The organism is Gracilibacillus pellucidus (genome assembly GCF_033949965.1).
In the GTDB taxonomy this organism is placed as follows: domain Bacteria; phylum Bacillota; class Bacilli; order Bacillales; family Amphibacillaceae; genus Gracilibacillus; species Gracilibacillus pellucidus.
Window position 1 is genome coordinate 90339 of record NZ_JAWZSR010000005.1, and the last position, 24134, is coordinate 114472.

General features: G+C 36.6%; 23 protein-coding genes. 7 read left to right on the forward strand and 16 right to left on the reverse strand.

The window, feature by feature from the left end:
- Positions 1-234: 234 nt before the first annotated feature.
- From SH601_RS10405 to SH601_RS10440, 8 genes are all read right to left on the reverse strand, one after another.
- On the reverse strand, positions 235-1029 hold the full coding sequence (locus tag SH601_RS10405) for a DUF4097 family beta strand repeat-containing protein (RefSeq protein WP_319958234.1): 795 nt from the start codon (positions 1027-1029) through the stop codon (positions 235-237).
- Positions 1026-1580, reverse strand: a complete 555-nt coding sequence (locus SH601_RS10410; protein WP_319958235.1) for a DUF1700 domain-containing protein — start codon at positions 1578-1580, stop codon at positions 1026-1028. Before SH601_RS10410 ends, SH601_RS10405 begins: the two co-directional genes overlap by 4 nt.
- A gap of 363 nt (positions 1581-1943) precedes the next feature.
- Complete coding sequence (locus SH601_RS10415) at positions 1944-2183, reverse strand: MerR family transcriptional regulator (RefSeq protein ID WP_319958236.1); 240 nt, start codon at positions 2181-2183, stop codon at positions 1944-1946.
- 22 nt (positions 2184-2205) lie between these two features.
- Complete coding sequence (locus tag SH601_RS10420; protein ID WP_319958237.1) at positions 2206-2934, reverse strand: exonuclease domain-containing protein; 729 nt, start codon at positions 2932-2934, stop codon at positions 2206-2208.
- Entirely contained in the window at positions 2925-3890 is a 966-nt protein-coding gene (locus SH601_RS10425; protein ID WP_319958238.1) for a DUF294 nucleotidyltransferase-like domain-containing protein, read from the reverse strand. Before SH601_RS10425 ends, SH601_RS10420 begins: the two co-directional genes overlap by 10 nt.
- 38 nt (positions 3891-3928) lie before the next feature.
- Complete coding sequence (locus SH601_RS10430) at positions 3929-5191, reverse strand: ammonium transporter (protein ID WP_319958239.1); 1263 nt, start codon at positions 5189-5191, stop codon at positions 3929-3931.
- A gap of 209 nt (positions 5192-5400) precedes the next feature.
- Entirely contained in the window at positions 5401-6306 is a 906-nt protein-coding gene (gene metA / locus SH601_RS10435) for a homoserine O-acetyltransferase MetA (RefSeq protein WP_319958240.1), read from the reverse strand.
- Positions 6307-6492: 186 nt separating this feature from the next.
- Entirely contained in the window at positions 6493-7095 is a 603-nt protein-coding gene (locus SH601_RS10440; protein ID WP_319958241.1) for a YpjP family protein, read from the reverse strand.
- A gap of 184 nt (positions 7096-7279) precedes the next feature.
- Here SH601_RS10440 and SH601_RS10445 point away from each other — a divergent pair, with 184 nt between their 5' ends.
- On the forward strand, positions 7280-8104 hold the full coding sequence (locus SH601_RS10445; RefSeq protein WP_319958242.1) for an MBL fold metallo-hydrolase: 825 nt from the start codon (positions 7280-7282) through the stop codon (positions 8102-8104).
- Between the two features lie 46 nt (positions 8105-8150).
- Here the strand turns inward: SH601_RS10445 and SH601_RS10450 are convergent, their stop codons facing one another.
- From SH601_RS10450 to yfkAB, 6 genes are all read right to left on the reverse strand, one after another.
- On the reverse strand, positions 8151-12734 hold the full coding sequence (locus SH601_RS10450; RefSeq protein ID WP_319958243.1) for a bacterial Ig-like domain-containing protein: 4584 nt from the start codon (positions 12732-12734) through the stop codon (positions 8151-8153).
- Between the two features lie 272 nt (positions 12735-13006).
- On the reverse strand, positions 13007-14398 hold the full coding sequence (locus SH601_RS10455) for a DHA2 family efflux MFS transporter permease subunit (protein ID WP_319958244.1): 1392 nt from the start codon (positions 14396-14398) through the stop codon (positions 13007-13009).
- A gap of 174 nt (positions 14399-14572) precedes the next feature.
- Positions 14573-15172, reverse strand: coding sequence for a response regulator transcription factor (locus SH601_RS10460; protein WP_319958246.1), 600 nt, complete (start codon positions 15170-15172; stop codon positions 14573-14575).
- Positions 15169-16302 carry a sensor histidine kinase gene (locus SH601_RS10465; RefSeq protein ID WP_319958247.1) on the reverse strand — a complete coding sequence of 378 codons (1134 nt, stop codon included), beginning with the start codon at positions 16300-16302 and terminating at the stop codon, positions 15169-15171. Before SH601_RS10465 ends, SH601_RS10460 begins: the two co-directional genes overlap by 4 nt.
- Before the next feature lie 180 nt (positions 16303-16482).
- Complete coding sequence (desA, locus tag SH601_RS10470) at positions 16483-17535, reverse strand: Delta(5) desaturase DesA (RefSeq protein ID WP_319958249.1); 1053 nt, start codon at positions 17533-17535, stop codon at positions 16483-16485.
- Between the two features lie 173 nt (positions 17536-17708).
- Positions 17709-18839: a radical SAM/CxCxxxxC motif protein YfkAB gene (gene yfkAB / locus SH601_RS10475; protein ID WP_319958250.1), complete on the reverse strand. Its 1131-nt coding sequence runs from the start codon at positions 18837-18839 to the stop codon at positions 17709-17711.
- 164 nt (positions 18840-19003) lie between these two features.
- On the opposite strand from yfkAB, the gene SH601_RS17635 reads away from it, so the two are divergent.
- Both SH601_RS17635 and SH601_RS10480 read left to right on the forward strand, forming a co-directional pair.
- On the forward strand, positions 19004-19186 hold the full coding sequence (locus tag SH601_RS17635; protein WP_413775115.1) for a helix-turn-helix domain-containing protein: 183 nt from the start codon (positions 19004-19006) through the stop codon (positions 19184-19186).
- 74 nt (positions 19187-19260) lie between these two features.
- The gene (locus SH601_RS10480) at positions 19261-19716 is read left to right on the forward strand and encodes a DUF6147 family protein (protein WP_319958251.1); all 456 of its coding nucleotides are present in this window, start codon (positions 19261-19263) and stop codon (positions 19714-19716) included.
- Positions 19717-19757: 41 nt separating this feature from the next.
- Here the strand turns inward: SH601_RS10480 and SH601_RS10485 are convergent, their stop codons facing one another.
- A complete protein-coding gene (locus SH601_RS10485) occupies positions 19758-20516 on the reverse strand; it encodes a DUF4367 domain-containing protein (protein WP_319958252.1) in 759 nt (252 codons plus the stop codon).
- Positions 20510-21082: an RNA polymerase sigma factor gene (locus SH601_RS10490; protein ID WP_319958253.1), complete on the reverse strand. Its 573-nt coding sequence runs from the start codon at positions 21080-21082 to the stop codon at positions 20510-20512. Before SH601_RS10490 ends, SH601_RS10485 begins: the two co-directional genes overlap by 7 nt.
- A gap of 128 nt (positions 21083-21210) precedes the next feature.
- Here SH601_RS10490 and SH601_RS10495 point away from each other — a divergent pair, with 128 nt between their 5' ends.
- From SH601_RS10495 to SH601_RS10510, 4 genes are all read left to right on the forward strand, one after another.
- On the forward strand, positions 21211-21621 hold the full coding sequence (locus SH601_RS10495; protein ID WP_319958254.1) for an Rrf2 family transcriptional regulator: 411 nt from the start codon (positions 21211-21213) through the stop codon (positions 21619-21621).
- A 79-nt stretch (positions 21622-21700) separates the two neighbouring features.
- Positions 21701-22339 carry an NAD(P)-dependent oxidoreductase gene (locus tag SH601_RS10500; RefSeq protein WP_319958255.1) on the forward strand — a complete coding sequence of 213 codons (639 nt, stop codon included), beginning with the start codon at positions 21701-21703 and terminating at the stop codon, positions 22337-22339.
- A gap of 368 nt (positions 22340-22707) precedes the next feature.
- Complete coding sequence (locus SH601_RS10505; protein WP_319958256.1) at positions 22708-23511, forward strand: class I SAM-dependent methyltransferase; 804 nt, start codon at positions 22708-22710, stop codon at positions 23509-23511.
- A gap of 199 nt (positions 23512-23710) precedes the next feature.
- Positions 23711-23914, forward strand: coding sequence for a hypothetical protein (locus SH601_RS10510; RefSeq protein ID WP_319958257.1), 204 nt, complete (start codon positions 23711-23713; stop codon positions 23912-23914).
- Positions 23915-24134 lie beyond the last annotated feature (220 nt).

Consider the following 24134-nt stretch of genomic DNA (forward strand, 5'->3'; position numbering starts at 1 on the left):
TCCTAAAAAAATATTCATTTATTAATGAATTCAAGTATATCGTACCATATTTAATTATTTTGTAAATATAAATAATGCAATTCTTTAAAATTCTTTTCTTTTCTCTCTATTTTTCTGCATTGCTCTACATTTGTAATATTCCTGTAATATTGACTGCCCACTTTTCCCCATAAAAAAGCTGTTACTTTATAGATAAGATTTGCTTATCTATAAAGTAACAGTCAGTATTAACGCTTATTCACTTACGGTTATACTTCCGTTCTCTGTATATAATTCAACTAAGTTGTCTCCGTTTCCGTAAATCCTTTTGTCACTACTTTGACCGAACAAATCTACACTTCCGTTATTTGTTTTTGCATCTATCTCAACATTTGTTGGTAACTGTTCTGTTTCAATAGTAATCCTTCCATTATTCGCTTTTACATTCATATTTCGCTCGAGGTCTTTTGTCGTTATTGAAATTCGCCCATTATCACTTTTGGCGGTTATATCCCCCTCAACATTAAGAATATTCATCCTACCGTTATATGTTCTTAATTGATAATGATCTGCTACGGTATTATCTACTTCGATCCGCCCGTTCTTCGCCGTTAGTTCGATACCCTTCATCTTTAGACCTTTCGCTGTTATACGACCATTACTCACATCCACAACTAATTGACCATATGTTTGATCAGGTAAATAAATCGATAATGTGCGGGAATAAGAAAAAAGGTCAAAACGAAGCCATTTTCTAGCACCTTGATCTGTACGTACAGTTAATGTATCATTATCCACTTCTACTGACAGCTCTGTTCGATCATTATTTGACTCCTTACCAGTTAACTCAACTCTAGGGACATGATCGTTTGTAGAGAGAATTTCCACCTTCTCCATACTCGTTTGCACATTAATCGTTTGAAAATCTGTCGGCTCTATTTCCTTCGTTACAGCAATCGGAACAGGATCAGCAGATTGATAGGTAACAATTCCACCAACTACACCTATAAATAATAAAAAGGTAGCTATGCTCAATAATGTTTTCGTCATTTCTTCCCTCCTCTGATTACCCTTATATTATAATTTATATATGCAATAATAACTTTGGTAAAAAAACGAGTAGCCTTTAGCATACCTACCAAAATGAATAATCCAAGTCCAGATAAGGCGATCGAAACAAACAAATCAAAGGATGCATACGATCTACTATCCATCATGACCTCTACTATACATAATACCGGAGATAATATAAACGCTCCACCTACTGTCCAACCTGCTACAAATAAACCGACAAGTCCCATCAACGGACCAAGTACAATGATGACATTAAAGCAAGTTAAACCAATGATTGCCCAAATCCTGTCTGAAGAGTCATCTTCTGCGGCAGTTAAAGTAGGTTGACTAGCATAATAGTCAGCTAAAACGTCCTCTTCTAACTGTTGTAATGGCCCAAATGAGTCTACCACTTCTTTCTCCGTCTTCCCTTCTTTCAAGCCAAGGTCAAAACGCGCTTCAAAATCTTGCAAAATAGCTTGTTGTGCTTCTTCTGGAATTCTTTGTACCTTATCGCGAAGCCAGCTTAAAAACGAATGTTTATCCAAAAAAATTTCCCCTTTCACGAGCATTAGCAATGAATCTCAACATAAAGTGAGACTTCAATCAATGGGCGTTTTTGACTCCCACTGATTGCTAGCGAAACTTATCAAGGCGTTAGCGTCCGTTTATCCCCCACTTAACTTCTTTGTTTTCACTCGAATCTTGAAGTGGGGGTTTTACGGACGTTTACTCCGTGATAATGGCGTGTACTTCTGGATGTATGAATTTTACAAGATGAGTTATTTTCCATTTTCAGTATATCACAACCATCACAAGAGGTAATGGAAAATAAACAAGAAAGTTAGCGTGATAATCATATAAGAGAACCACAAAAAAGCCCCCTAACTTTATCATCAGCTAGGGGAGCTTTAATCCTTTAACATTACTTTAATACCAGCAATATTGATTCCTTGATCAATTAATTCTTTAATTCTCTTCAATCGCTCGATATCTTGCAAAGAAAACATTCTTCTGTTTCCTTCATTTCTGACTGGTGCAATTAATCCTTGTTCCTCATAGTAACGAATTTGTCTTCCACTTAATTTGGTCAATTCTTTTACAACACTTATCGGAAAGGTAGCCATGTGGTCTGGTATGTCATAATTCACTTCGATTCCTCTCCTTTCAAATTTAAGAAAGACTAGCAATATGTGTATAAATATCTTTTAAGTTAGTAAAGCCCATCTCTTCTACTCGCTTGACATTTTCAGACCATAACTTGGCAGTAGCTGCAGCATCATACAATGCATGGTGCCGCCTGCCGATATCTACTCCGTAATAATCGCACCACTCATCGAGCGTAATAAATGATGCATCAGGTGATACTACTTTTATTAAAAAAGATGTATCAATAACTCGGTGCTGAAAGCTTGTTCTTAACGAAGTCCATGTTGCATGTTTCATAAATTGTTTCTCATGACTCGAGTGATGCGCGATCAATGTGTCACTATGAACAAACTGAAAAAACTGCCGTAACACCTCAGGCAATGCAGATGCTTTTTCTAACTCTGTCCCTGTAATACCTGTAAGCGCAGCAATTTCCTCGGAAGGTGGTAATTCATTATATATTGTTTTATAAAACAATTGATCTTCTAAAACAGCAGCACCCTTCATCTTTATTGCACCAATAGAAAGAATCGTGTCACCATTATATGGATAAAATCCAGTCGTCTCGATATCAAATACTACAACAGACAAATCTTTAAACGGGGTATTCAATACATCCTTTTGCTTCAGTTCTCTTTGCAAATTACGCATATAAGCTATCTTTTTCGCGTCTGCTTGACTAGTAACAGGATTCATATCATTGATCTTCCCTGACATCTGTTTAATAAATTGTAGCATTTGATTCATGACCATTTTGCACACTCTTTTTCTATCAGTTTTTTTGTTCGTTCAAACAACTCTGCACCTTTTTTCATGTATTCCTTCAACTCCTGTTTGTCTTCTTTTGATAAATTTTTCAAAGGAATATAATGGACTCCATCGTATTCAATTGCATCTTTTGTAAAGACAAATTTGAACGCTTGCAATTTTTCGAACAAAACCTCGTATTCTGTTAAAAAAGGATATGTCTCTTTCAACGCTGTGAACCTACTAGCAGTAGAGGCTTCAGATATTTGGTTCCATAAAACTAATAGTCTAAGTGAATTAACATAAGGGAATAGTGTAGTTGTTTTGATATTAATTTGACCAGCCCTTTTTCCGTTTTGCTGAGGTAAAAGTTGACCAAATAAACCGATGCTTTTGTGAATAAACGCAAAATTATCTATTAATCTATTCATAATCATCGGCTGTTCCTGAATATAAGAAAAAGTAACTTCTTTTACTTCTTGTAATAATGTTTCCTCACCTAAGAAAACACGAGAATCAAAAAAAGTAGAAAAATGCCTTAATGACTGCCAGCTTTCTTCTTTTAACCACGAGATGACTTGTTCCTTCCATTCCTCCACAGGTTTTGTCCATAGTGACTTAGAAGCCATCACAAAGCCATCACATCGTTCATATCCGACCATTTCTAATCCTTTTACAATCTCGCTTCCTAATGCTTGAAAATATGCTTGATGCTTATTTGTCCCATCAAAGACAATACCATGATCTTGATCACTCCATATCGACTGCTCTTTTCTAGCAGCACTACCCATCAAGAAAAAGGCGAAGGGAGCAGGGATATCCCCCTGCTCTTGTTTCACCTTCTCCATTGCAGTAGTAATAGTCTTCATCATCAGTTCATCATGGAATTGATTCAGCTTTTCATGATTTTCTTGTTGATGAATATATTGCTCTCGCCATTCTCTAATTTTTGTATAATTCATGACGAAGGTCCTCTCCTTTTCAATAGAAGAACGAATCATTATTTCGCTTGTTCTGTAGAAGTTGGAATGTTTTCTGGGTAACCATAGCTACCATGCTCACTCATATCAAGGCCAATGATTTCTTCCTCTTCAGAAACTCTTAGACCCATTACTTTATCCATTACTTTCAGAATAATGAATGATACGATAAATGCGTAAGCACCTGATGCTACAACACCTAAAATTTGTACACCTAACTGTTCGAATCCACCACCATATAATAAACCTGGTAGACCCCATTCCATCCCAACTGATAATTCGTTTGTAGCGAAGAAACCTGTTGAAATCGTACCCCAAACACCAACTGTACCGTGAACAGATAACGCGAAGATTGGATCATCAATACGTGCTCTATCAAATAATCTCATACTTCCGTATACCATTAAACCACCGATAGCACCAATTACTACTGCCGCCCAAGGCTCAACAAAACCACATGATGCTGTTATTGCTACTAGACCTGCCAATGCACCGTTTAATGTTGTCGGAACATCTGCTTTTCCTGTTACTGCCCAAACTAATAACATCGCCGCAATAGCACCCGCCGCTGCTGCTAGTTGTGTATTTAAGATAACATAACCGAAGAATGCACCATCTACTTCAAATGTACTTGCACCGTTGAATCCGAACCAACCAACCCATAGAAGTAATACGGCTAAAGCTGTATACACTTGGTTGTGACCAGCTAGCTCATTAGATGAACCATCTTTGTTATATTTACCAATACGCGGTTTCAAGATCATTGTAGCTGCTAATGCTGCCATTGCACCTGTTAAGTGTACAACTGTTGACCCCGCAAAATCTTGTTTACCATGATCTGCTAACCAACCGCCTCCCCAAATCCAGTGAGCTACAACCGGATAGACAAGCGCTGAGAACAATACCGCAAAAATGACATATGCTGATAATTTAGCACGTTCAGCAAATCCACCGAAAGCAATTGTTAAAGCGATAAGTGAAAACATCATTTGAAACATAAAATCAACTGCTGGCGATAAACCTTCCTCACTGAATGTCGTATCTCCATAGAAGAAATCAGATAAACCAATAAACCAGTTACCTTCACCGTAGATGAAACCCCAGCCTACTGCCCAGAAGACAAGTGAACCGATACCGATAGTAAAAATGGTTTTACCCGCGATGTGACCGGCATTTTTCATTCTAGTGGAACCTGCTTCAAGTAAAATAAATCCACCAATCATTAATAAAACTAAAAAAGTACCAATAATGACCCATAAATTATCCATAAGTACAATTTCCATCGTGTTTTCCTCTCCTTGTAAAAATTATTAACATCAACTGTTACGTATAGTCTACGCGCGAATGAATTTTCAGACAATTTAAATGTTAGGTAATCTTACATGGTTTTTAGAAGAGTATAATAAGTCTTATAAGAACAACCGTGTTCAATCTCATAAAATAAGACCTCAATCAGCAGGAGTCTAGAACGCCCGCCGACCGAAGTCCACTTTTATAACTCATATGGTGTTTCTTGATATACATAGTAATTTAGCCAGTTTGAAATTAATATATTTGAGTGTGTTCGCCAACGTAATTTAGGCATTTGCGTTGGATCATCATTTGGATAATAATTTTCTGGTATTTCCGGATCTAATCCAGCCGCTTCGTCACGATCGTATTCTTTCTTCAATGTTAAGGCATCATATTCTGGATGTCCTGTAACAAAGATTTGTTTTCCATCTGTTGAGGCTACAATATATACTCCCGTACGTTCTGATTCACTCAAAATTTTAAGATCGGGTACTTTTTCTATTTCTTCTTTTCGTACATCAGCATGTCGTGAGTGTGGAACTAAAAATTCCTCATCAAACCCACTTACTAATTTTTCAAATGGGTCATTTATTGTATGTGGAAAGATACCAGATATTTTATCTGGTAGCATATATTTATTTAATCCATAATGATAATATAAACCAGCCATAGCACCCCAACAAATGTGTAATGTCGAGGTTACATTCGTCTTGCTCCACTCCATTATTTCTGATAGCTCTTTCCAATAATCAACTGATTCGTAATCAAGCTGCTCGATTGGTGCACCTGTGATAATTAATCCATCATATTTATTTGCTTTTACATCAGCAATTGATTTGTAAAACTGTTTTAAATGATCTTGTGATGTATTTTTCGATGTATGTGTATTCGTATGTAATAAGCCAACATCTATTTGCAATGGACTATTCCCTAATAATCGAAGTAAATGAGTTTCTGTTTGTTGCTTTAATGGCATCAAATTTAATATTAATATTCGGAGTGGTCGGATATCTTGTTTAAATGCCCTACTCTCATCCATCACAAAAATATTCTCTTCTTGTAGTTTACTTTTCGCAGGTAATAAATCAGGTATTTTAATAGGCATTGTCATAGCTCCTTATAATAACATTTTTAAAAATTCAGATAAATAATAGTATACCATGTGCAGAGAAATAACAAAACGAACATTTTGTCTGATTTTCTCTTCTTCACTCATTCACCGCGCTTTCTAGAAATTTAATTGTTCGCTTACAAAAAAGATGCCTTGTCATAATAAGGCATCTCTTTATTATTACGCCATCCATTTGGGCGGTGTATTTTTACCCCAATACACTTCTGCTATTGGGAGATGTGCTTCAAATTGATCGTCTTGCAAGTGATAGTGGAATTGAAAATAATAACCATCTTGAGGTTTTTTTAACCGGTTTACATGGAATTTCGCAACATTTTCTTTTTCCTTCGAATGATAAAGATTAAAAATACGCTCCCCATAACCATCAGAAGGCTCATCAGCAATCATCAAGTATTGGCTTTCTGCTTCACCAAATTCTTCGTATAATTCTTCCAATACTGTTTCTAGGTTCGGTACTACCATATGAGTAACTTCAGTATCGATTTTTGCTGATATTTTTGTTCCTAATTTTGCTTGTAACTGATTCTTCGCGAGATTATTAAGCTCTCGCAAATAGAGCTGATTTGAATTTTCGAGGACAACATTTTCCTCTGTTAGCGAACCTATAATCGGATCTTTTTCAACTGGTTTCGCTCTATCTGTACTTGAGCCTATATCTTTACCAACGTCCGCATCCGCATCAATATAAATTGGTGGGACATATAAGCCAAGCGTTAATATCGTAATGAGTAAAACGGTTAATTTTTTCATCCACTTCATCATCTCGACCGATCCCTTCTTCGTCTCCTTATTAAAATTCTATCATGTTTTACCATTTTGTCCATAAGCCTAAAGTCTTTTTTCCTAATTTACATAAAATTTACTCAATTTCGGAATCTATGAGTATAAAACGACTCCTTTCATAGCAAAATAACATTAGTGTATGTTTTAAAAAGGTGGGAAAATAATGGAACAAGAGTATATAGATAAATCGATCAATGACGAACATGACTTCGATCATGCCGTATCAGAAGAAGTGCTGTCAGATATCGCTTATTATCGAACACTTATCGTAAATGTTATCATGATCGGGAAGCCTGATGATGATTGGGTATTAGTTGATACAGGCACACATAAATATCATAAAAGAATTTTACATGCTTGCGAACAACGTTATGGAAAAAAACCACCGCAAGCAATCATCCTAACACATGGACATTTCGATCATGCTGGTTCAGCAAAAAAACTAGCAGAACACTGGGATATTCCAATTTATTTGCATCCATATGAGTTAGATTATGTTACTGGTGCAAAAGAATATCCTCCAGGCGATCCGACAGTTGGTGGAGGGCTAATTTCTTTACTATCGGGAATTTTTCCAACAAAAATAGATCATTTAAAAGGTTTTGTGCAGCCTTTACCATCTGATGGTTCGCTTCCCTTTTTATCAGATTGGCAGTATATTGAGACGTTTGGCCACACACCAGGACATATTAGCTTGTTTCGCAAAAAAGATCGTGTACTTATTGCGGGTGATGCACTTTCTACCGAAAAACCTGAATCAACGCTTGCTGTATTTTTTCCATTACAGCATGTTTATGGACCGCCGGCTTATTTTACCGAAGACTGGTATGATGCGGAACAATCAGTCAAAAAGCTGGCAAAATTAGATCCTAATATCATTATTGCAGGTCACGGGATACCGATGGAAGGCGAAACAATGAAAGGAGAATTACAAAAGCTTGCTGATAATTTTACTGAACAAGCAATCCCTAAGCATAGACGACATTAAAAAAAGGAAGAGTGGTACCTGAACAATACCACTCTTCCCTTTTGCATTATGCTTTTCGTTTTCTAGCGAAAATAACTATGACTGTTCCAATCACGAGTAAGACAACCCCAGCCAGTGCCCAATTAAAGATATTCGTAGCTGTATCTGGCAAGCTGAATCCGCCGTCACCTTCAGTATCATCGCTACTTTCCTCAATGTTAATAGCTTCTGGTTTGTCTGTATCTTTCGCTTCTTTACTAGTATCTACTTGTTCACTTTCTTGTTCAAACACAGTAAATGTACTAAAATGATGGACATCTGCTGTTATTTTACCATCCTGATAGCTTCCACCAATAAGCTCCCACTTCTCCTCTTCTTCATTTAAATAATAGATAGCTACTTCAGCTTGACTATCTACATTAAAGGACATCGTCACAACCTCATTACCGAAATCGTTTATTTCCTTCCCTGCTTGTTCAATCGTGAAATCATAAACAGAGCTGACAGCATCACTTACATCTGCTAATTTGTCTAAGGTAATAAAGACTTCCTCTTCCGTTAAAATAGCGGATGGAACAATGAGCTCTACCTCACCATTTTGAATGTGAATGAAGGCGTTCTGTTCTTTTAACTGCTTCACTTGCTCTTTTGTTAAATACACTGGCGTAGACCCATCTTTTATCGAAAGCTCGACAACAAGCGTATCTCCTTCTAATTCTAGTTCACCATCTGTTATGACAGGCATTTCTTCCTCATCAGGATCTATCAGTCCATCATCCGGTTCATTACCTGGTTGTGATGGATCCTCTTGCTCATCGTCCGTTTCTTTATCATCATCCACCACTACTTGTTCGTACTGCTCCATAAATTCATTAAATGTATCCCAAATATCACCCCAAATAATTTGACCATCTTCATCTTTCTCAAATTCTGAAATGGTAGCTAACACATCTAAAACATCTTGTGGAACAGCATCCCCTGAATCATTTGCTGTTTCTGTACCATCAAACATAAAGTTTCGCTCAGATACAAGCCTTGACGGAAATTCATCTGCTCGTTCCTCAGCACTTACATCTTCCGTATGAAAAGAGATAAATCCATCAATCGTGAAATCCTCTTCAATATTGGAATAAGTAGTAAATCCGATATTACGACCTTCATTATCAAAGGCATAGTTATTCTCCGCAATGATACCTGGATTACTATTACTATCAAAGCCAACCGCACCATTCCCAAATGCAATACTATTACGAATCACATGTGGCACATGGACGCCTTCTCCACCCAGCTTGAATCCATTTTTACTGCCTTGTCCTGGATCGCTTCCTCTTACATACCCGTTGTTAAACGCAATACTATTCTCGATCGTAACAGCGCCGATTGCACCAGTTCCTACCTTCGTATATAAATCCCATCCATCATCAATATTATTATGGGAAATCGATCCCCGGAAAACATTACCTTCTCCAACTGTTAATTTTGCTGCAAATCCGTCCGCATTGTTTTCAGATGGATCACGATTATCAAATGTCATACTATTTAGGATTAAGTTATTAGATGGCCACTCATCAATTGTTTCTGCACGATCTGCGCGGCTAATCTGTAAGCCTGTGTCTCCATTTTCATAAACAGCTACATTTTCAATGATATTATGGCTACCACCTACATGATATCCTTTATAGTTAGGAGCTGATCTTGCAAAGTCAATCCCTTTCACATGCCAATAATCACCACTATGAACAACACCCCTTCCAAGTTTGTCAAAATCAATCACCGGTCTATTCTCAGCATCCGGATCTGCCATTAGCACTTTTCTATCTTCTTCTGTACCATCGTTATATTTAGCAATTTCTAATCGCTCACTACGTACATAGTGACCTTCTTGTACGATAATCGTTTGGCCTTTTTGTACATAATCAATCGCTGTATCCAAGTCTAACGGTTGTTCTTTCGAGCCATCAGCATCGTTTTCACCCTCTGGGCTAACATAAATATTTCCACCCTCGTCTGCAAAGGTTTTCACCGTTACTGTAAAATTATCGACAATCGAACCGTAATCTGTTAAATTTTGAGTATCATCAGGTACAAAGACAACCGTAAAATTAGTGATATCCTCTCCCTCAAGTGTCGTATCTAATTCTACTAACTCATTCCCTGTCACATCCATATCTTCCACAAGGATATCATGTTCTTGTCTGACTGTTGCTCGCCCGTCGACATTTGATTGGAATTTGAAAGAATAATCAGCATCACCTGTTTTGGTTAAAGAGGTGATCTCTACATTTGGTTTCACTGGTTCTTCTGGTGGCTCTACTTTCGGTGCATCTGTCGCTGCGGCACTTACCGATAAGTCTATATTACTTACTTCAATTGTAGCTACTCGTGCTGCATAAAAGCCAACATACATTTTATCGTTTTGCACATTTAATATTTCTGGTTCAAACAAAATATGTTCTTCCCCATCATTTAACTGACCAACAAAACCACTATTTGTCTTTGCTAATGTTAAACGGTAGTCTGTCTCAGTTGTTTCTAATGTTGGCTTCGTATCATTAATCATACTACGTTGTAACCCTTGACTACCTTCTCCATCAGATGCAAGTACCCCTGTTCTTACTAAAAGCTGTGTACCATTCGGCTCTCTTGTACCACCACTAAATCCACCAACTGCGGCTATATTGGAAGCAAAGACCGCTGAGTTCCCTTCTTCTCCAATTGCATCACGTGCCATAATACCGAATGATTCTTGGCCATCATGAGGATCTTTGGCATAATTTAATACATTAATATCTGCTGATAAAACAAAATTGTCTTCATTAGCATCTAACTCTGTATAATAAAAGGAAAGCCCATCATGGTCACCTGTGATTTTACCACCGTTATCTGCTATTAATTTAACGACACCATCATCAAGTATTTCTACTTTATTATTTTGAGCAGATGTAGACTGACCAAAATGGGTCGATTTCCATTCAACTTCTTGTCCTTCACGAACTGTGACAGAATACGTAATCGGAGATACTTCTTCCATAGTCGGTATGATTTCAATTGGATAAACACCAGGCTCATCACTATTAAATGCAGATACATCTACCTCGAAATCTTGCTCTTCTAATAGCTTACTCTCACCATTATCATACACCTTCGCAACAGTTAAACCATCCCTTGTAAAAGAATCACCCACTGCAAAAGTAGTAGAAGGATATTGTTGAATCTCTATTTGCTCTAATTCTTTTTCCTTCACTGTAATTGGTACAGTAGCCTCGGCTTGCTTATAAGATAGAAGTAACTCTTTACTCCCTACCGTTTCTGTATCAAAACCCGCTACTTCTATATCGGATAACGATAATCTAACCGCATGGCCATCTGAGTATAATGCATAAATCGCCATACCAGATAAATCTAATTCGTCGCCTATGAAATATACTTCTTTGCTAGGCAATTGACGAACTTCTAATTCTTGTACCTTTTCTTCTGACACTTCAATCGTAAATGTTGTACTTACTTCTGGTTGTTCTGTTGAAGCAACTACAACCTGATGGGTACCTGGTTCCTCTAATATGGCCCCTTCCTCTATTACCTTATCATCAACGCTTAGTGTATATAACTCATCGGATAAGTCCTCTTTCGCAAAACCATCATTATAAGTTGCTTCCACAACTAAGCCTTCTGAATAAAAAGCATCGCCTACATAATAATGTTCTTTAGCCGGATAATATTTCACTGCTAAGTCTGTTATCGTATAAGGTAAAATCTCCACATCTATTGTTTTTGTTAAGCCATTATAATGAATCGTTAATGTATTAGTGCCCGCTTCACTACTATCAAATCCTGTCACGACATAATCTTCTGGTGAAAGAACCTCTGTTGTATCCTCATCATATACTGCTGTTACTTCTAAACCAGTTAAATCTAATGATTCTCCAACTAAATACTCTCGTTTCTCTAAGCTTTCTTCATCCACAATTACATCACTTACATTCTGTGATTCTATTAATGTAATATCATCAAATCGAACTTTTGCTCCTCTAGCGGCATACACACCAACATGTATATCATCAGAAAAGATTTCATCAGCTGTAAATGTCTCTGTCTCTCCATTAGAGGTAAGTATATACGTATCACCTGTTTTCTTAATAGATAACTGGTATTCTTCATTCATTCCTGGAACTTTATTATCCGAAAACATATCTAATTTGATTAGTGAGTCCTTTTTGTAAAAACCTTTCATTTCCTGATCCAATCCACCAACAGCAACATAATTAGATTCATGACCAGCAGAATTGCGATTCTCGCCAATATCATCTCTGAGCATTAAACCGAAGGAAACTTGATTATTTGCATCAAAATGCTCCACTGTTGCCGTTGCTGCTATTTCAAAATTCGCTACATCAGGCATTTTTTCATATAAAAAGGAAATGCCATCAACACTACTAGAAATTTTGCCACCATTTGCTTCAATTGTTACGGCCAGATCAGAATGGAAAACCGGATCTGGATTACTATCATCTGAAGTATTAGAACCAAAAACAACGAATTCCCTATCATTTTCACCACTTGTAATTTCTGCTCCAAGATGTACCACTTGAACCTGAGACAATATAAGAATAGCTATGACAAAAATCGCAAATTTACTTCGATGTTTTTTCATCCTACCTTTAACCTCCTGTTTTTTTAGTAGATGAACAAAAGTATAAGAATCTCCTTTCTCCTCCAAAAATAACAACGTTGTTATTTTTGGTTCTAGTAATTTAGCAAGATATGCGTCTTACAAATCAACATTGTAAACGCATACAAATATAACGTCAACCACTTTTATGTTGATCGACAATATACGAAAAGAAAATGAATCTTATTTACTACTTTATACATTTCCATCTTAGTTTTTCGCACAAAAAAAGAGACTAGCAAAATGCTAATCTCCTACTCTTCATTTGGTTTATAATTTTTCACAAAGAATGATAATACTAATCCAACTGTGGTAATAACAGCAAGTACTAAAAATGCTGTATTTGCTGCTTGAATGCCTGGGTATAGGTTCCCTGCATTTTCAGCAATGGTTTCGGCTTGTGTCATGATCGTTACCATAATCGCCGTACCAACAGAAGCAGATACGTTACGTAAAGTATTATCCATTGCTGCACCATGGGCAATTAATCGTTTTGGTAGTTGATTTAAACCAGCCGTCGCAACTGGCATCATTACTAATGAAAGACCGAACATACGCAGTGCAAAGACAATCGTTAAGTACGTAATCGAGGTATGTTCATCAAGAATGGTAAACAAGAACGATCCTATAACCATAATGGCAAATCCACTAATAACAAGCCATCTTGCTCCTACTTTATCAAAAATTTTACCAACAATCGGCGACATTATCCCTGTAATTAATGCTCCAGGTAAAATAACTAAACCTGATTCAAGTGGTGAGAAATCTCTCGCATCTTGCATATATAACGGTACTATTGTTTCGACCGCAATTAATCCCATAAATCCAATCATTCCAAGACTTACCGTTAACGGGAAGATGGAATAAGTGAACACACGAAATTCTAACATCGGGTGTTTCAGCTTCAATTGGCGTAAAATAAATAAAACAAGAGCAATGGCACCAATAGCTAGTACGATGATGGTGATCGGGGAAGTCCAGCCATTATTACCCGCACTGGTAAATCCATATAATAACCCACCAAACCCAAAGGATGATAGGATAATAGATAACACATCTAACTTAGGCTTCGAAACTTCTGTTACATTTTTCATAACAAAGTAGGCAATCACAATATCAATAATAGCAATAGGTAAAATAATATAGAATAGTACTCGCCAAGAAAATTGTTCTGTAATCCACCCTGATAATGATGGACCAATTGCTGGAGCGAAGGAAATTACTAATCCAACCATCCCCATGATGGTTCCCCTCTTGTTAACTGGATAGATCATTAAAAACACGGTTTGCATTAATGGTAACATAACCCCTGCACCTGCCGATTGAATAACACGGCCAGTCAATAGCACTGGGAAGTTTGGTGCAAAGCCTGCTACTAATGTACCAAACGCAAAAACACTCATTGCTGTAATAAACAATTGTCGTGTCGTAAATCGATCAATTAGAAATGCTGTAATCGGAATCATAATACCGTTAATCATCATAAAGATCGTCGTTAACCATTGTGCTGAATTAGCCGTTATATCCATCTCAACCATGATTGGTGGTATCGCTGTAATCATTAATGTTTGGTTAAGTATTGCAATAAATGAACCCGCTAACAAAAGTGCAACAATTGTCCCTCGTTTTTGTATCGTTTTCGTCATTTTCTCACTCCCCTGTTGTATAAGTATGAAACTATGTATGCCCTTTAACAAAAGCAAATAATAGTGAATAAGTTCGAATCTTTGTAACGTACAATGTTTTATTATTTACTCTGCTAGAACATTATACGTTCCCTTTATATAAAAAAGCAAAAAATAGAAACCGAAAAACGACTTCTATTTTAACCATCCTTTCTCATTCACTTTTGCCACAGCTTCAATGCGATTTTTCACCTCTAATTTATCCAAAATAATCGATATGTAATTTCGGACAGTCCCATCTGACAAAAACAGTTCATTCGCAATCGTTTTCGTCGGCTTTCCTTGAACGAGTAATTGCATCACATCAATTTCTCGATCTGTTAATGGATTCCCTTCAGAGAAAGCAACATCAATCAATTCTGGAGAGTACACTCTTTTTCCTTTCATAATTTGTCGAATGGATTGTGCCAATTCTTCACTTGGACTATCTTTCAACAAATAACCACCCACACCAGCATTTCTTGCTCTTTCAAAATACCCTGGTCTCGCGAATGTAGTTAAAATGACTACTTTGCAAGAATAATCACGCAACTGTTCTGCTGCGTCTAATCCTGTCATAACAGGCATTTCAATATCCATTAAACAAATATCCGGTTGTTCTTTCTTTACTAAAGCTAACACTTCCTCTCCATTTACAGCCTTGCCGACTACTTCCATATCTTCTTCCAAATCTAGCAATGCACCGAGCGCACCTAATAGCAATTGTTGATCTTCCGCGAGCACAAGTCGAATCACAACTCTTCCCCCTCTTCAATCTGTTTCAATACTTTTGGAACTGATAGATGTACTTCAAATTGATTGTCGTTCCGTCGCATATCCAATGTTCCGTTAACAAACTCCAATCGTTCCTTCATTCCCTTTAACCCATTCCCCATATCTTTACTCGTTACATGACCTATACCATTATCAACTACTACTAATTGAATTGCTTGTTTCGTTTCTGTAAGGTAAACCGAACAGCTGGAGGCATGACTATGCTTTGCAACGTTAGTTACTGCTTCCTTCAAGCACATACTCAAGACATTCTCAAGAAACAATGGAAGGTGTTCACAATCAGCTTCCACCATCATCTTTTGCTCTATTCCTGCAGCATTTAATAGCTCTTTAGCACGATCAAATTCTTCTAATAGCTTGGCATTCCTCATGTTCGAAACCATTTCACGTACTTCTTTTAAAGCATGTCGCGCGGTATCTTGAATATCTTGCAGTTCCTTTCTCGCTGCTACTGTATTTTTTTCCATTAACTTAGCAGAAAGTTCACTCTTTAAACCAATCAATGATAGTTTTTGCCCTAACGTATCATGTAAATCTCGCGCAATGCGGTGTCGCTCTTCTATAATGGCCAACTGTGCAATTTTCTTATTGGCATCTTCCAATTGTCCTTCCAACGCTTCTTGCTTTAATCTATTATAACGATTTATCGGAATTAAAATGATACCTAGAATAGTCATAATTAAGAAAGGTATCTGACTTAAGAAGGAAGTATAATCCAATAAAAAACCTGTCGTCATCGCCCCAACAGATATAACAAGATGAATCACATACATCGTGATAAACCCTGCCTTACTCCGAATATTTCCGATGAAAAATGCCGTAAACAAGGCAAAATAGACATATTGAAACAGAATCGTCATCATACTATGGATCAAAAATTCGATACTTAAACCGATATATACTAATGGTCCACGCGAATTAAATGTCACCCAATACACACCAAAAAAGATCATCGTTGCCGCTATCCCAAAAGCAACTTCCCACAAAGAAGTAGATCGAAAAATAAAATAAAAAGGAAGCACACAAAAAATAATCCATATATACAAACTCAACCCGGTATTTCGAGGAAAAATATCATACCAATGACGCATTACACCGTCTCCCCTTCACATTATCTTTCTAACCTATCATATCTTTCCACTACCTTAAAGAATATTTTTCTGCCAACGTAAGATGTGTTCTTTTATAAAGGTGGTAGCTTTGGCAACAAAAAAGACCTTGTCATCATTGTACCAAAAGAATTGGAACGAGTGGACAAGGCCATTCCTCATTTAGGAACGTATAGACTGTGAATCTTTTCTGGTAGGTATAGGTATATTCGCTTGCTGTTTATTTCGTACTTTCATTTCTTTAAAGCTTATAAACGTTTTTCGTTCTTCATCATAAAGTCGAAAGCGAATAGATTCCAAACTCGTCTTTAATGTAATCGTTGTAGCTTTTTGTAATGGAGGTGTTTGACTATGTGCCTTTTCTAGATGATAGTTAGGCACTCTTGGCGCTAAATGATGTACATGGTGATAACCAATATTTCCTGTCATCCATTCTAACCATTTCGGTAATTGATAATAGGAGCTTCCATCTACCGCAGCCTTAACGTAATCCCATTCCGATTCATTTTCAAAGTAAGAATCTTCAAATTGATGTTGAACATAAAACAACCAAATTCCTAACATTCCTGCTACATATGCAATCGGAATCTGTACTAGCAGAATCGCCTGCCAGCCTAACGTTAGTACTAGCACTGTATAAGTCGCAATTAACAAAAAGTTAATCAAATACGTATTCCAGCGCTCTTTTTTACGAGCATCTTTACGATTAAATCGATTTTCATATAAAAATAATAAAAATGGTCCTAGCCCGAACATAACAAAAGGATTACGGTAAAGACGATACTGCAATCTTTTCCATTTACTTGCACGTTGATATTCCTTCACCGTCATAATCCAAATATCACCTGTTCCGCGTTGATCGAGATTTCCGCTCGTAGCATGATGAATCGCATGCTCTCTCTTCCATTTCTCAAAAGCGAAATGAGTAATAACACCAGTCAATGTTCCAATCACACGGTTCCATTTCTTATTCTTTAAAAAGGACTGGTGAGCACAATCGTGGAAAATAATAAATGTGCGTACCATGAACCCCGCTGCAATAATGGAAAAAGCTAGACTCAACAAAATCGAGATCGATAAGCTTTGATAGGCTAAATACCATAGTATAAAAAATGGTGGAATCGTATTAAGTAGTTGGATCATGCTTGTTTTTGTTTTTGATGTAGCATAAGGCATAACATCTTTTCTTAACTGTGCTTGTTTTTGTTTGCTCATCAACATCCCTACTTTCAAAACTTCTATAGGTGAAGTTTACGCCAATTACATCGTATTTATAAGACGCAGTTGTCAGGAATTAAATATGACATTTGTCACATCGCTTCGGTAACTACCCTTACACACAACAAAAGCCCTGTTCTCTCATTTTTAAGAACAGGGCTTTATCTCCATTATCTTGCAATCTTTGCTTCTCTTTTCGTAAAATCCGTATCTTGATAATACGTATTCTTTACTAAAATATTGGGACCTAAACATTTTACAGCCGGACAATGACAATTCAATGACTTAGCCGTTTTCGATTCCATCCAACGATCATAGGAAGTTTGCAGTGGAGTTGTTCGAATATTACCAAGTGACGGCTCTTCATCATCACCAAAGTCTGTTACGATCACTTCTCCAGAGAAAATATTGACGTTAAGGCGTGATCTTCCATCTGGATCATTTCTTACTGTAACGTTTTTCTCTTGGTATAATCGTTTAAGCAATGCAAGCTCACTTTCACTTTTATTACATGGATAAAATGGTAATGTACCAAACAGCATCCACATTGATTCATTACGATGATTAAGTAAGCGCTCAATACCTTCTTGCATTTCTGCTAAAGAAAGTGTCTCCATATTACTAGCAAAATCGACCGGATACATTGGATGAACCTCATGACGGGCACAGCCCATCTCCACAATATGGTCATGAATTTGTTCTAAATATGGAAATGTACGCTTATTTAACATCGTTTCGGCTGAGACCATTACTCCAGCTGCTGCTAATCGTTGTGAGTTTTCTACCATACGGTCAAAATATTTTTTACGATTTTCCTCGCTAGGCTTACGCTCCATATTAGCAAAACCAGTCTCCGCAAATTCCTCTGGCGTTCCCCAGTTATGTGAGATATGTAATACATCTAAATATGGAATAATTTCCTCATAACGAGAGTATGGCAATGTTAAATTAGAATTAATTTGTGTCCGAACACCTCGCTCATGGGCATATCGTAGTAACGGCACCACATATTCACGAACAGATTTTTTGGACATCATCGGTTCTCCGCCAGTAATACTTAATGTACGCAAATGCGGAATTTCATCCAAACGTTGCTTCAATAAGTCAAACGGCAAGGCATCTGGATCCTTATCTCGCAATGTGTACCCAACAGCACAGTGCGCACAGCGCATATTACATAAATGAGTTGTTGTAAACTCTATATTCGTTAACGTCATTTCCCCGTATTCTTCTACATCCATGTATGCTTCCCACGGATCATAATCAGGCGTAATAGGACGCATTTCATTGACAAACGTCATATTTAAACTTCCTTTCTAGTAACCTTCCATACTCTATTGTATCAAATTACGAAAAGAATGCCTATACGATCATGACGGAGTACTACGTATTACAAGTTTAATCGTTTTCTACGCAGCTAATCTAAATTATTATATGTTAGCAATACTTGAGACCTTTATTGAATGTGACGGTAATTTTAAAAGAAGTCGCCACCATACTCTTTATCCATCGCAACACAGTTCTATATCGTCTGAATAAAATAAGCTCAATTCTCCGTATTGATATAAAGAATAATGATGATTTACTAAGAATCAAAATGGCTTTAAGATTTTTACAAATGAATGCATTAAAAAAACAAAGTTCTTAAACAATTAATGTAACCTTTATCCATTTATTTCCGTCTTTCTTATAGTAGCAAAAATCTTATAAGGAGATGATTGAATGAAATGGGTAAGGAGTAGTTTGGTTTCATCATGTATTCTCATCATAGGTTTTTTATTATTTTCAGTAGATGTGGATGCATCCATAGAGGATTCACCACAAGTAACGACCGAGATTATGGATACCCAGTCCAGTAAATACATCAAAAATGGTAATGCTTCATTTAGTAAAGTAGATGCAAAAACCGCTGGCGCAAGATGTAATACATCTAGTTATTCTTCCGTACAGCAAATTAGTTGTAGCATCCACTTGCAAGTAAAAAATAAAGCAACAGGCGCATGGGTGAACACAGGAAACAGCAAACGATTCACAGAAAGAAATTCCTCATTTGTTAGTGGAAGTGTAAACTTTAAGATCGAAAAAAACTATGAATATCGTATACATACTGTTCACACCATTTTAAAAGATACAAAAAGTGAACAATTATATGCCGTAACCAATGCTATTAAATTCTAAATAGAAAAAAGGAGGCTTGATATAATCGTAAGCCTCCTTTTCTACTCAATAGCTTCTGCTATGTTTATCATTTCTTGCTTATCTTCCGTACCCTCTAACACCCAATTCATATGTGTAGTACTCCAGATCATTTCAATCTGATCATCTTCATAAATTAACATTCTTGCTTCTCCACCATGTAAGGTAATCGTTTCTACCTCTGTATCTTGATTATCGATTACTTTCGCATCAGCAAAATCGTTCGCTTGATATATTTGCTGTAAGGAAATATAGTTATTTGACTCGTCTATATAATGAAACTCCACCTGTTTTGCAGTATCCTCTTCATATAATACAATTATGTCATCTAATACATAATTCTTTGGTAAGTATGTTGGCTGTGACAAATGAAATTCCGTGACTTCCTGTGCTTCTTCAAAGGACATTTCCTCACGATATTCTTGTACAGATTCTGTTTCGATCCTAGTAAAATCCGGAACATCATCATCTGCTGTAGAGGATTCTTGTGTATTTGATTGATTTATTTGCGTAACATTACCATTCGATGTTTCAAACATGCTTATAATCCAATTAAATGCTTGTGTCTGATTAGATTGTACAAGAATAGTGCCTATTACCATAAAAACAAGCATTGCCGCTACTAACATCCATTTATTTGATGCTCTTCTGTTTTTTCGTGGTTCGTTTGACAATTCTTGCACAATACTATCCCAACTATCCTCTTTTTTTTCCGCTGGAACTTGCACGTGGAGATAGTCCTCTTTAAGCATTTCTTTCCATTTGTGATCCTCACTCAACATGATTCACCACCGATCCATTGTCTTTTCGGATTACTCGTTAGCTCTTCTTTGATTAATTTTCGACCACGATATAATCTTGTTTTCACAGTAGATTCGTTCAAATCTAATAAAAGGACAATCTCTTTTATGGATAGCTCATGTATATAATGTAACAGTAATACTTCACGATATTCTGCTTTTAGTTCACCCATTATTTGTCTCAATGTCTCTTTAGCTATATTTCCTTCGACTATGTCTAGGGGATCCAAGCTTACCTCTTCTAGATCTTGATTTTGTAAGAAGACTTCATCACTCAACACTTCATGTGTTCCTTTTCTTTTTCTAAGCAAGTCGATGGCTGTTCTCGTTGCAATAGTCGATAGCCAAGCTCCTATCCGTTCCTTATCTTCTAATCGATCCATATGCTTATACGCCTTTACAAACGTTTCTTGCAGGGCATCTTGTGCTAAATGCGCATCTCTCGTAATAAAAAAAGCATCACGATATACTCTTGAATAAAACATGTCATATATTAGACGGAACTCATCATGAACTGGTTCCGGTTTTTTAAATATTTTTTTCCACATTTATTCCCACCCTCTTCCATCGACATACAAATTATAACATCTCCTCTTTTTACGATACACTGTTTTTTAGTGTTTATTGACAATCAAACGAAGGAGCTACTAAAATATATACATTGGTGGTGAACAAAATGATAAACACACGTTTTTCCGTAGCGATTCACATCTTATCTCTGATAGCTTCCGAAGCTAACAGAGTAGCCACATCAGATATAATCGCAGGAAGTGTTAATACGAATCCCGTTGTCATTCGACGCATCGGTTCTTTACTAAAAAAAGCACAACTAATTCAAGGCGGACCTGGTGTTGCTGGTTACTCCCTTGTCAAACAACCTGAAGAAATTACCTTACTCGATATATATAAAGCTGTTACAGATGAAAAAGAATTATTCGCTATTCACGAAAAGCCTAATCCGAATTGTGATGTCGGGAAAAGCATTCAAACAGCACTCGACATTTCGCTAACCCGCGCTCAACTTGCTATGGAGCAGGAATTAGCGAAGCAAACATTACAAGATATTATCGAACATCTCACTGATTAGAAGTGAGATGTTTTTTTATTTGACTCACATTTCATTTGTAACTATAATGGTTACAAATGAGTTAAAGGAGGAATTTACTATGAAAATCGGTATTATTGGAGCAAGCGGAAAATCAGGTAAATTAATAACAGAAGAAGCACTAAGCAGAGGTCACGAAGTTACAGCCATCGTAAGAAATCCTGAAAAAATCGTTAATAAAGATGTGAAAGTAGTGAAAAAAGACATATTTGATATAAAAACGGAAGATATTAAAGCGTTTGATGTAGTAGTCAATGCGTTCAACTCTCCTGAAGGACAAGAGCATTTGCATGTTGACTCACATCGCGTGTTAATTGATGCATTCAAAGGGGTAGACACTCGACTAATCGTTGTTGGTGGTGCAGGTAGTTTATATGTAGATGAAGAAAAAACAACCCATTTATATGACACACCAGACTTTCCAGATTTCGTTTATCCATTAGCTTCGAACATGGGTAAAGCATTGGAAGAATTAAAACAAACAGATAATGTAAACTGGACACACTTGAGCCCTGCGGCAATGTTTGATCCAGAAGGAAAACGAACTGGTTCCTACAAAACAGGAAACGAAACCGTAATAAACAATAATGCTGGAGAAAGTTATATTAGTTACGCAGACTATGCTATTTCACTTGTAGACGAAATCGAGAATCCACAGCATGTTAACGAACGCTTTACAGTTGTTGGGGAGAAAGAATAACAAAATGAAAGTAGTTCAGTTTTGGAGTACAAAATTATAATTTGCACCCCCTAATTGAACTACTTTTTTCATATAAAATTGCAGGCGAAAATGTAAGGCTTTTTGTACTTCGAACTGCATAAATAATTTAGATAATTTTGGGATAATTAACTTATATATGGTAAAAAAATTAAAGAACGTTATTCAACGGGGCAGTTTAGTGGAAGAATTGAAGTGATACTAATACTGCGAAATTATGGGATGACAGGAATTGCTAATGAGTAGATTTACTTAATCTAATATTTGGTAAAAATTACTTCAAATAGGAACGTACTTTTGATATAATAGATAGAAATATTTAGTGAGTCAGATTTTGGGAGGATGACGGCATGGACAAGAGTTCTGTTCATAGAACAAACATGATTGGCGGTGGTGAGGTAGGCGCTATCTCAGCTGAAATGGATACGTTTAGTATTCATGAAACAAATAGCCTATTTTGGGATACAAAAGGAAATGATGTTTTAGGAGCAACCGCACTTCCTTTCTATGGAGCATTTGTCTCGGAAGAAAAGTGTCAGCTTTTTGGGGATGTCTCGGGAAAAAAGATGCTAGAAATAGGCTGTGGGAGCGGTCAATCCTTGAAATATATGGGGGAACGCGAAGCATCTGAACTATGGGGGATGGATTTATCGGAAAATCAAATCGAAAAAACAAAACAGCTGTTGACGTCGTGTGGTCTTTCAGCGAAGTTAGTCTGTTCTCCTATGGAAAGAGAATGTGGCTTACCAAAGAATTATTTTGACTTTGTTTATTCTATTTATGCGGTAGGCTGGACAACCGACCTTGAGGGGACCTTTCGCCAGATTGCATCTTATCTAAAAAAGGACGGGGTTTTTATTTTCAGTTGGTCTCACCCGATACATAAATGTGTTGCTCCAGAGAATGATAAGCTTGTATTTAAGAAATGTTATTTCGATGAATCTTGGTATTCAGTAACTCTTGGCGAAAGTACGCTAACATTATCCGACCGTAAACTGTCAACTTATGTGAATGCGTTGGCGAAAGAGGGATTTGTCATTGAGCAAATGATTGAAGATTCTGATGATGAAATTATTCAATCCAATAAAAGCGATTTTGCAAAAAAAGCAAAGATTCTCCCTGTAACTTTTGTAATCAAGGCACGAAAACTATAAAACACGATAGTTCTATAAAAGAGAAGGTCTATTCAAAGCACATTCCGACATAGGAGTGGGCTTCTCTTGTGAAATAGTTCACTTAAACTAACGGGGGCTTATGTTCAATAAGGATTTGCTCTCTATCTTCTGGCATTAGCAGTAGTTAAGTTTAAATTAGAATTTAGTAGACTACTCTTCAACAATTGGGGGTGATATTGTGTTTAAAGATTTTAAAAACAAGCGTTATTGGATACTTATGCCACCATTTTCAATTATTGCACTTTTACTATTTATCTTTCTCCCTAATAATTACAAGTTCTTTTCACCTTTAGTAATAATCATTTTTTGGATTGTTTATTATGTTTGGAATTATTTAGCAGAAAAAAAGAACAATCCAAACAACCCTGAAGAGTTACCTTGAACTAACGGGTGCTTTAGTTTAACAAGACAGAGCATTTCTCAATGAGGAATTTGCTCTTTTTTTTGCAAATTACATTAGTTTTTGTACGTAGCTTTGCAAAGGGAAATGCTAAATACAGATGAACATCGAAATATTAAAGAAAAATGAGCATCAAATTGATGTACAATTCAACGCTCATTTTATCTTACAATTTATTAAGCATACTTCAAAACGGAACTAA

Excerpts from the sequence above, each read along its gene's own strand:
- SH601_RS10405 (WP_319958234.1), bottom strand. The coding sequence starts at position 1,029 with ATGACGAAAACATTATTGAGCATAGCTACCTTTTTATTATTTATAGGT.
- SH601_RS10420 (WP_319958237.1), bottom strand. The coding sequence starts at position 2,934 with ATGGTCATGAATCAAATGCTACAATTTATTAAACAGATGTCAGGGAAG.
- SH601_RS10425 (WP_319958238.1), bottom strand. The coding sequence starts at position 3,890 with ATGAATTATACAAAAATTAGAGAATGGCGAGAGCAATATATTCATCAA.
- SH601_RS10430 (WP_319958239.1), bottom strand. The coding sequence starts at position 5,191 with ATGGAAATTGTACTTATGGATAATTTATGGGTCATTATTGGTACTTTT.
- metA (WP_319958240.1), bottom strand. The coding sequence starts at position 6,306 with ATGCCTATTAAAATACCTGATTTATTACCTGCGAAAAGTAAACTACAA.
- SH601_RS10440 (WP_319958241.1), bottom strand. The coding sequence starts at position 7,095 with ATGATGAAGTGGATGAAAAAATTAACCGTTTTACTCATTACGATATTA.
- SH601_RS10445 (WP_319958242.1), top strand. The coding sequence starts at position 7,280 with ATGGAACAAGAGTATATAGATAAATCGATCAATGACGAACATGACTTC.
- SH601_RS10450 (WP_319958243.1), bottom strand. The coding sequence starts at position 12,734 with ATGAAAAAACATCGAAGTAAATTTGCGATTTTTGTCATAGCTATTCTT.
- SH601_RS10455 (WP_319958244.1), bottom strand. The coding sequence starts at position 14,398 with ATGACGAAAACGATACAAAAACGAGGGACAATTGTTGCACTTTTGTTA.
- SH601_RS10465 (WP_319958247.1), bottom strand. The coding sequence starts at position 16,302 with ATGCGTCATTGGTATGATATTTTTCCTCGAAATACCGGGTTGAGTTTG.
- desA (WP_319958249.1), bottom strand. The coding sequence starts at position 17,535 with ATGAGCAAACAAAAACAAGCACAGTTAAGAAAAGATGTTATGCCTTAT.
- yfkAB (WP_319958250.1), bottom strand. The coding sequence starts at position 18,839 with ATGACGTTTGTCAATGAAATGCGTCCTATTACGCCTGATTATGATCCG.
- SH601_RS10480 (WP_319958251.1), top strand. The coding sequence starts at position 19,261 with ATGAAATGGGTAAGGAGTAGTTTGGTTTCATCATGTATTCTCATCATA.
- SH601_RS10485 (WP_319958252.1), bottom strand. The coding sequence starts at position 20,516 with ATGTTGAGTGAGGATCACAAATGGAAAGAAATGCTTAAAGAGGACTAT.
- SH601_RS10490 (WP_319958253.1), bottom strand. The coding sequence starts at position 21,082 with ATGTGGAAAAAAATATTTAAAAAACCGGAACCAGTTCATGATGAGTTC.
- SH601_RS10495 (WP_319958254.1), top strand. The coding sequence starts at position 21,211 with ATGATAAACACACGTTTTTCCGTAGCGATTCACATCTTATCTCTGATA.
- SH601_RS10500 (WP_319958255.1), top strand. The coding sequence starts at position 21,701 with ATGAAAATCGGTATTATTGGAGCAAGCGGAAAATCAGGTAAATTAATA.
- SH601_RS10505 (WP_319958256.1), top strand. The coding sequence starts at position 22,708 with ATGGACAAGAGTTCTGTTCATAGAACAAACATGATTGGCGGTGGTGAG.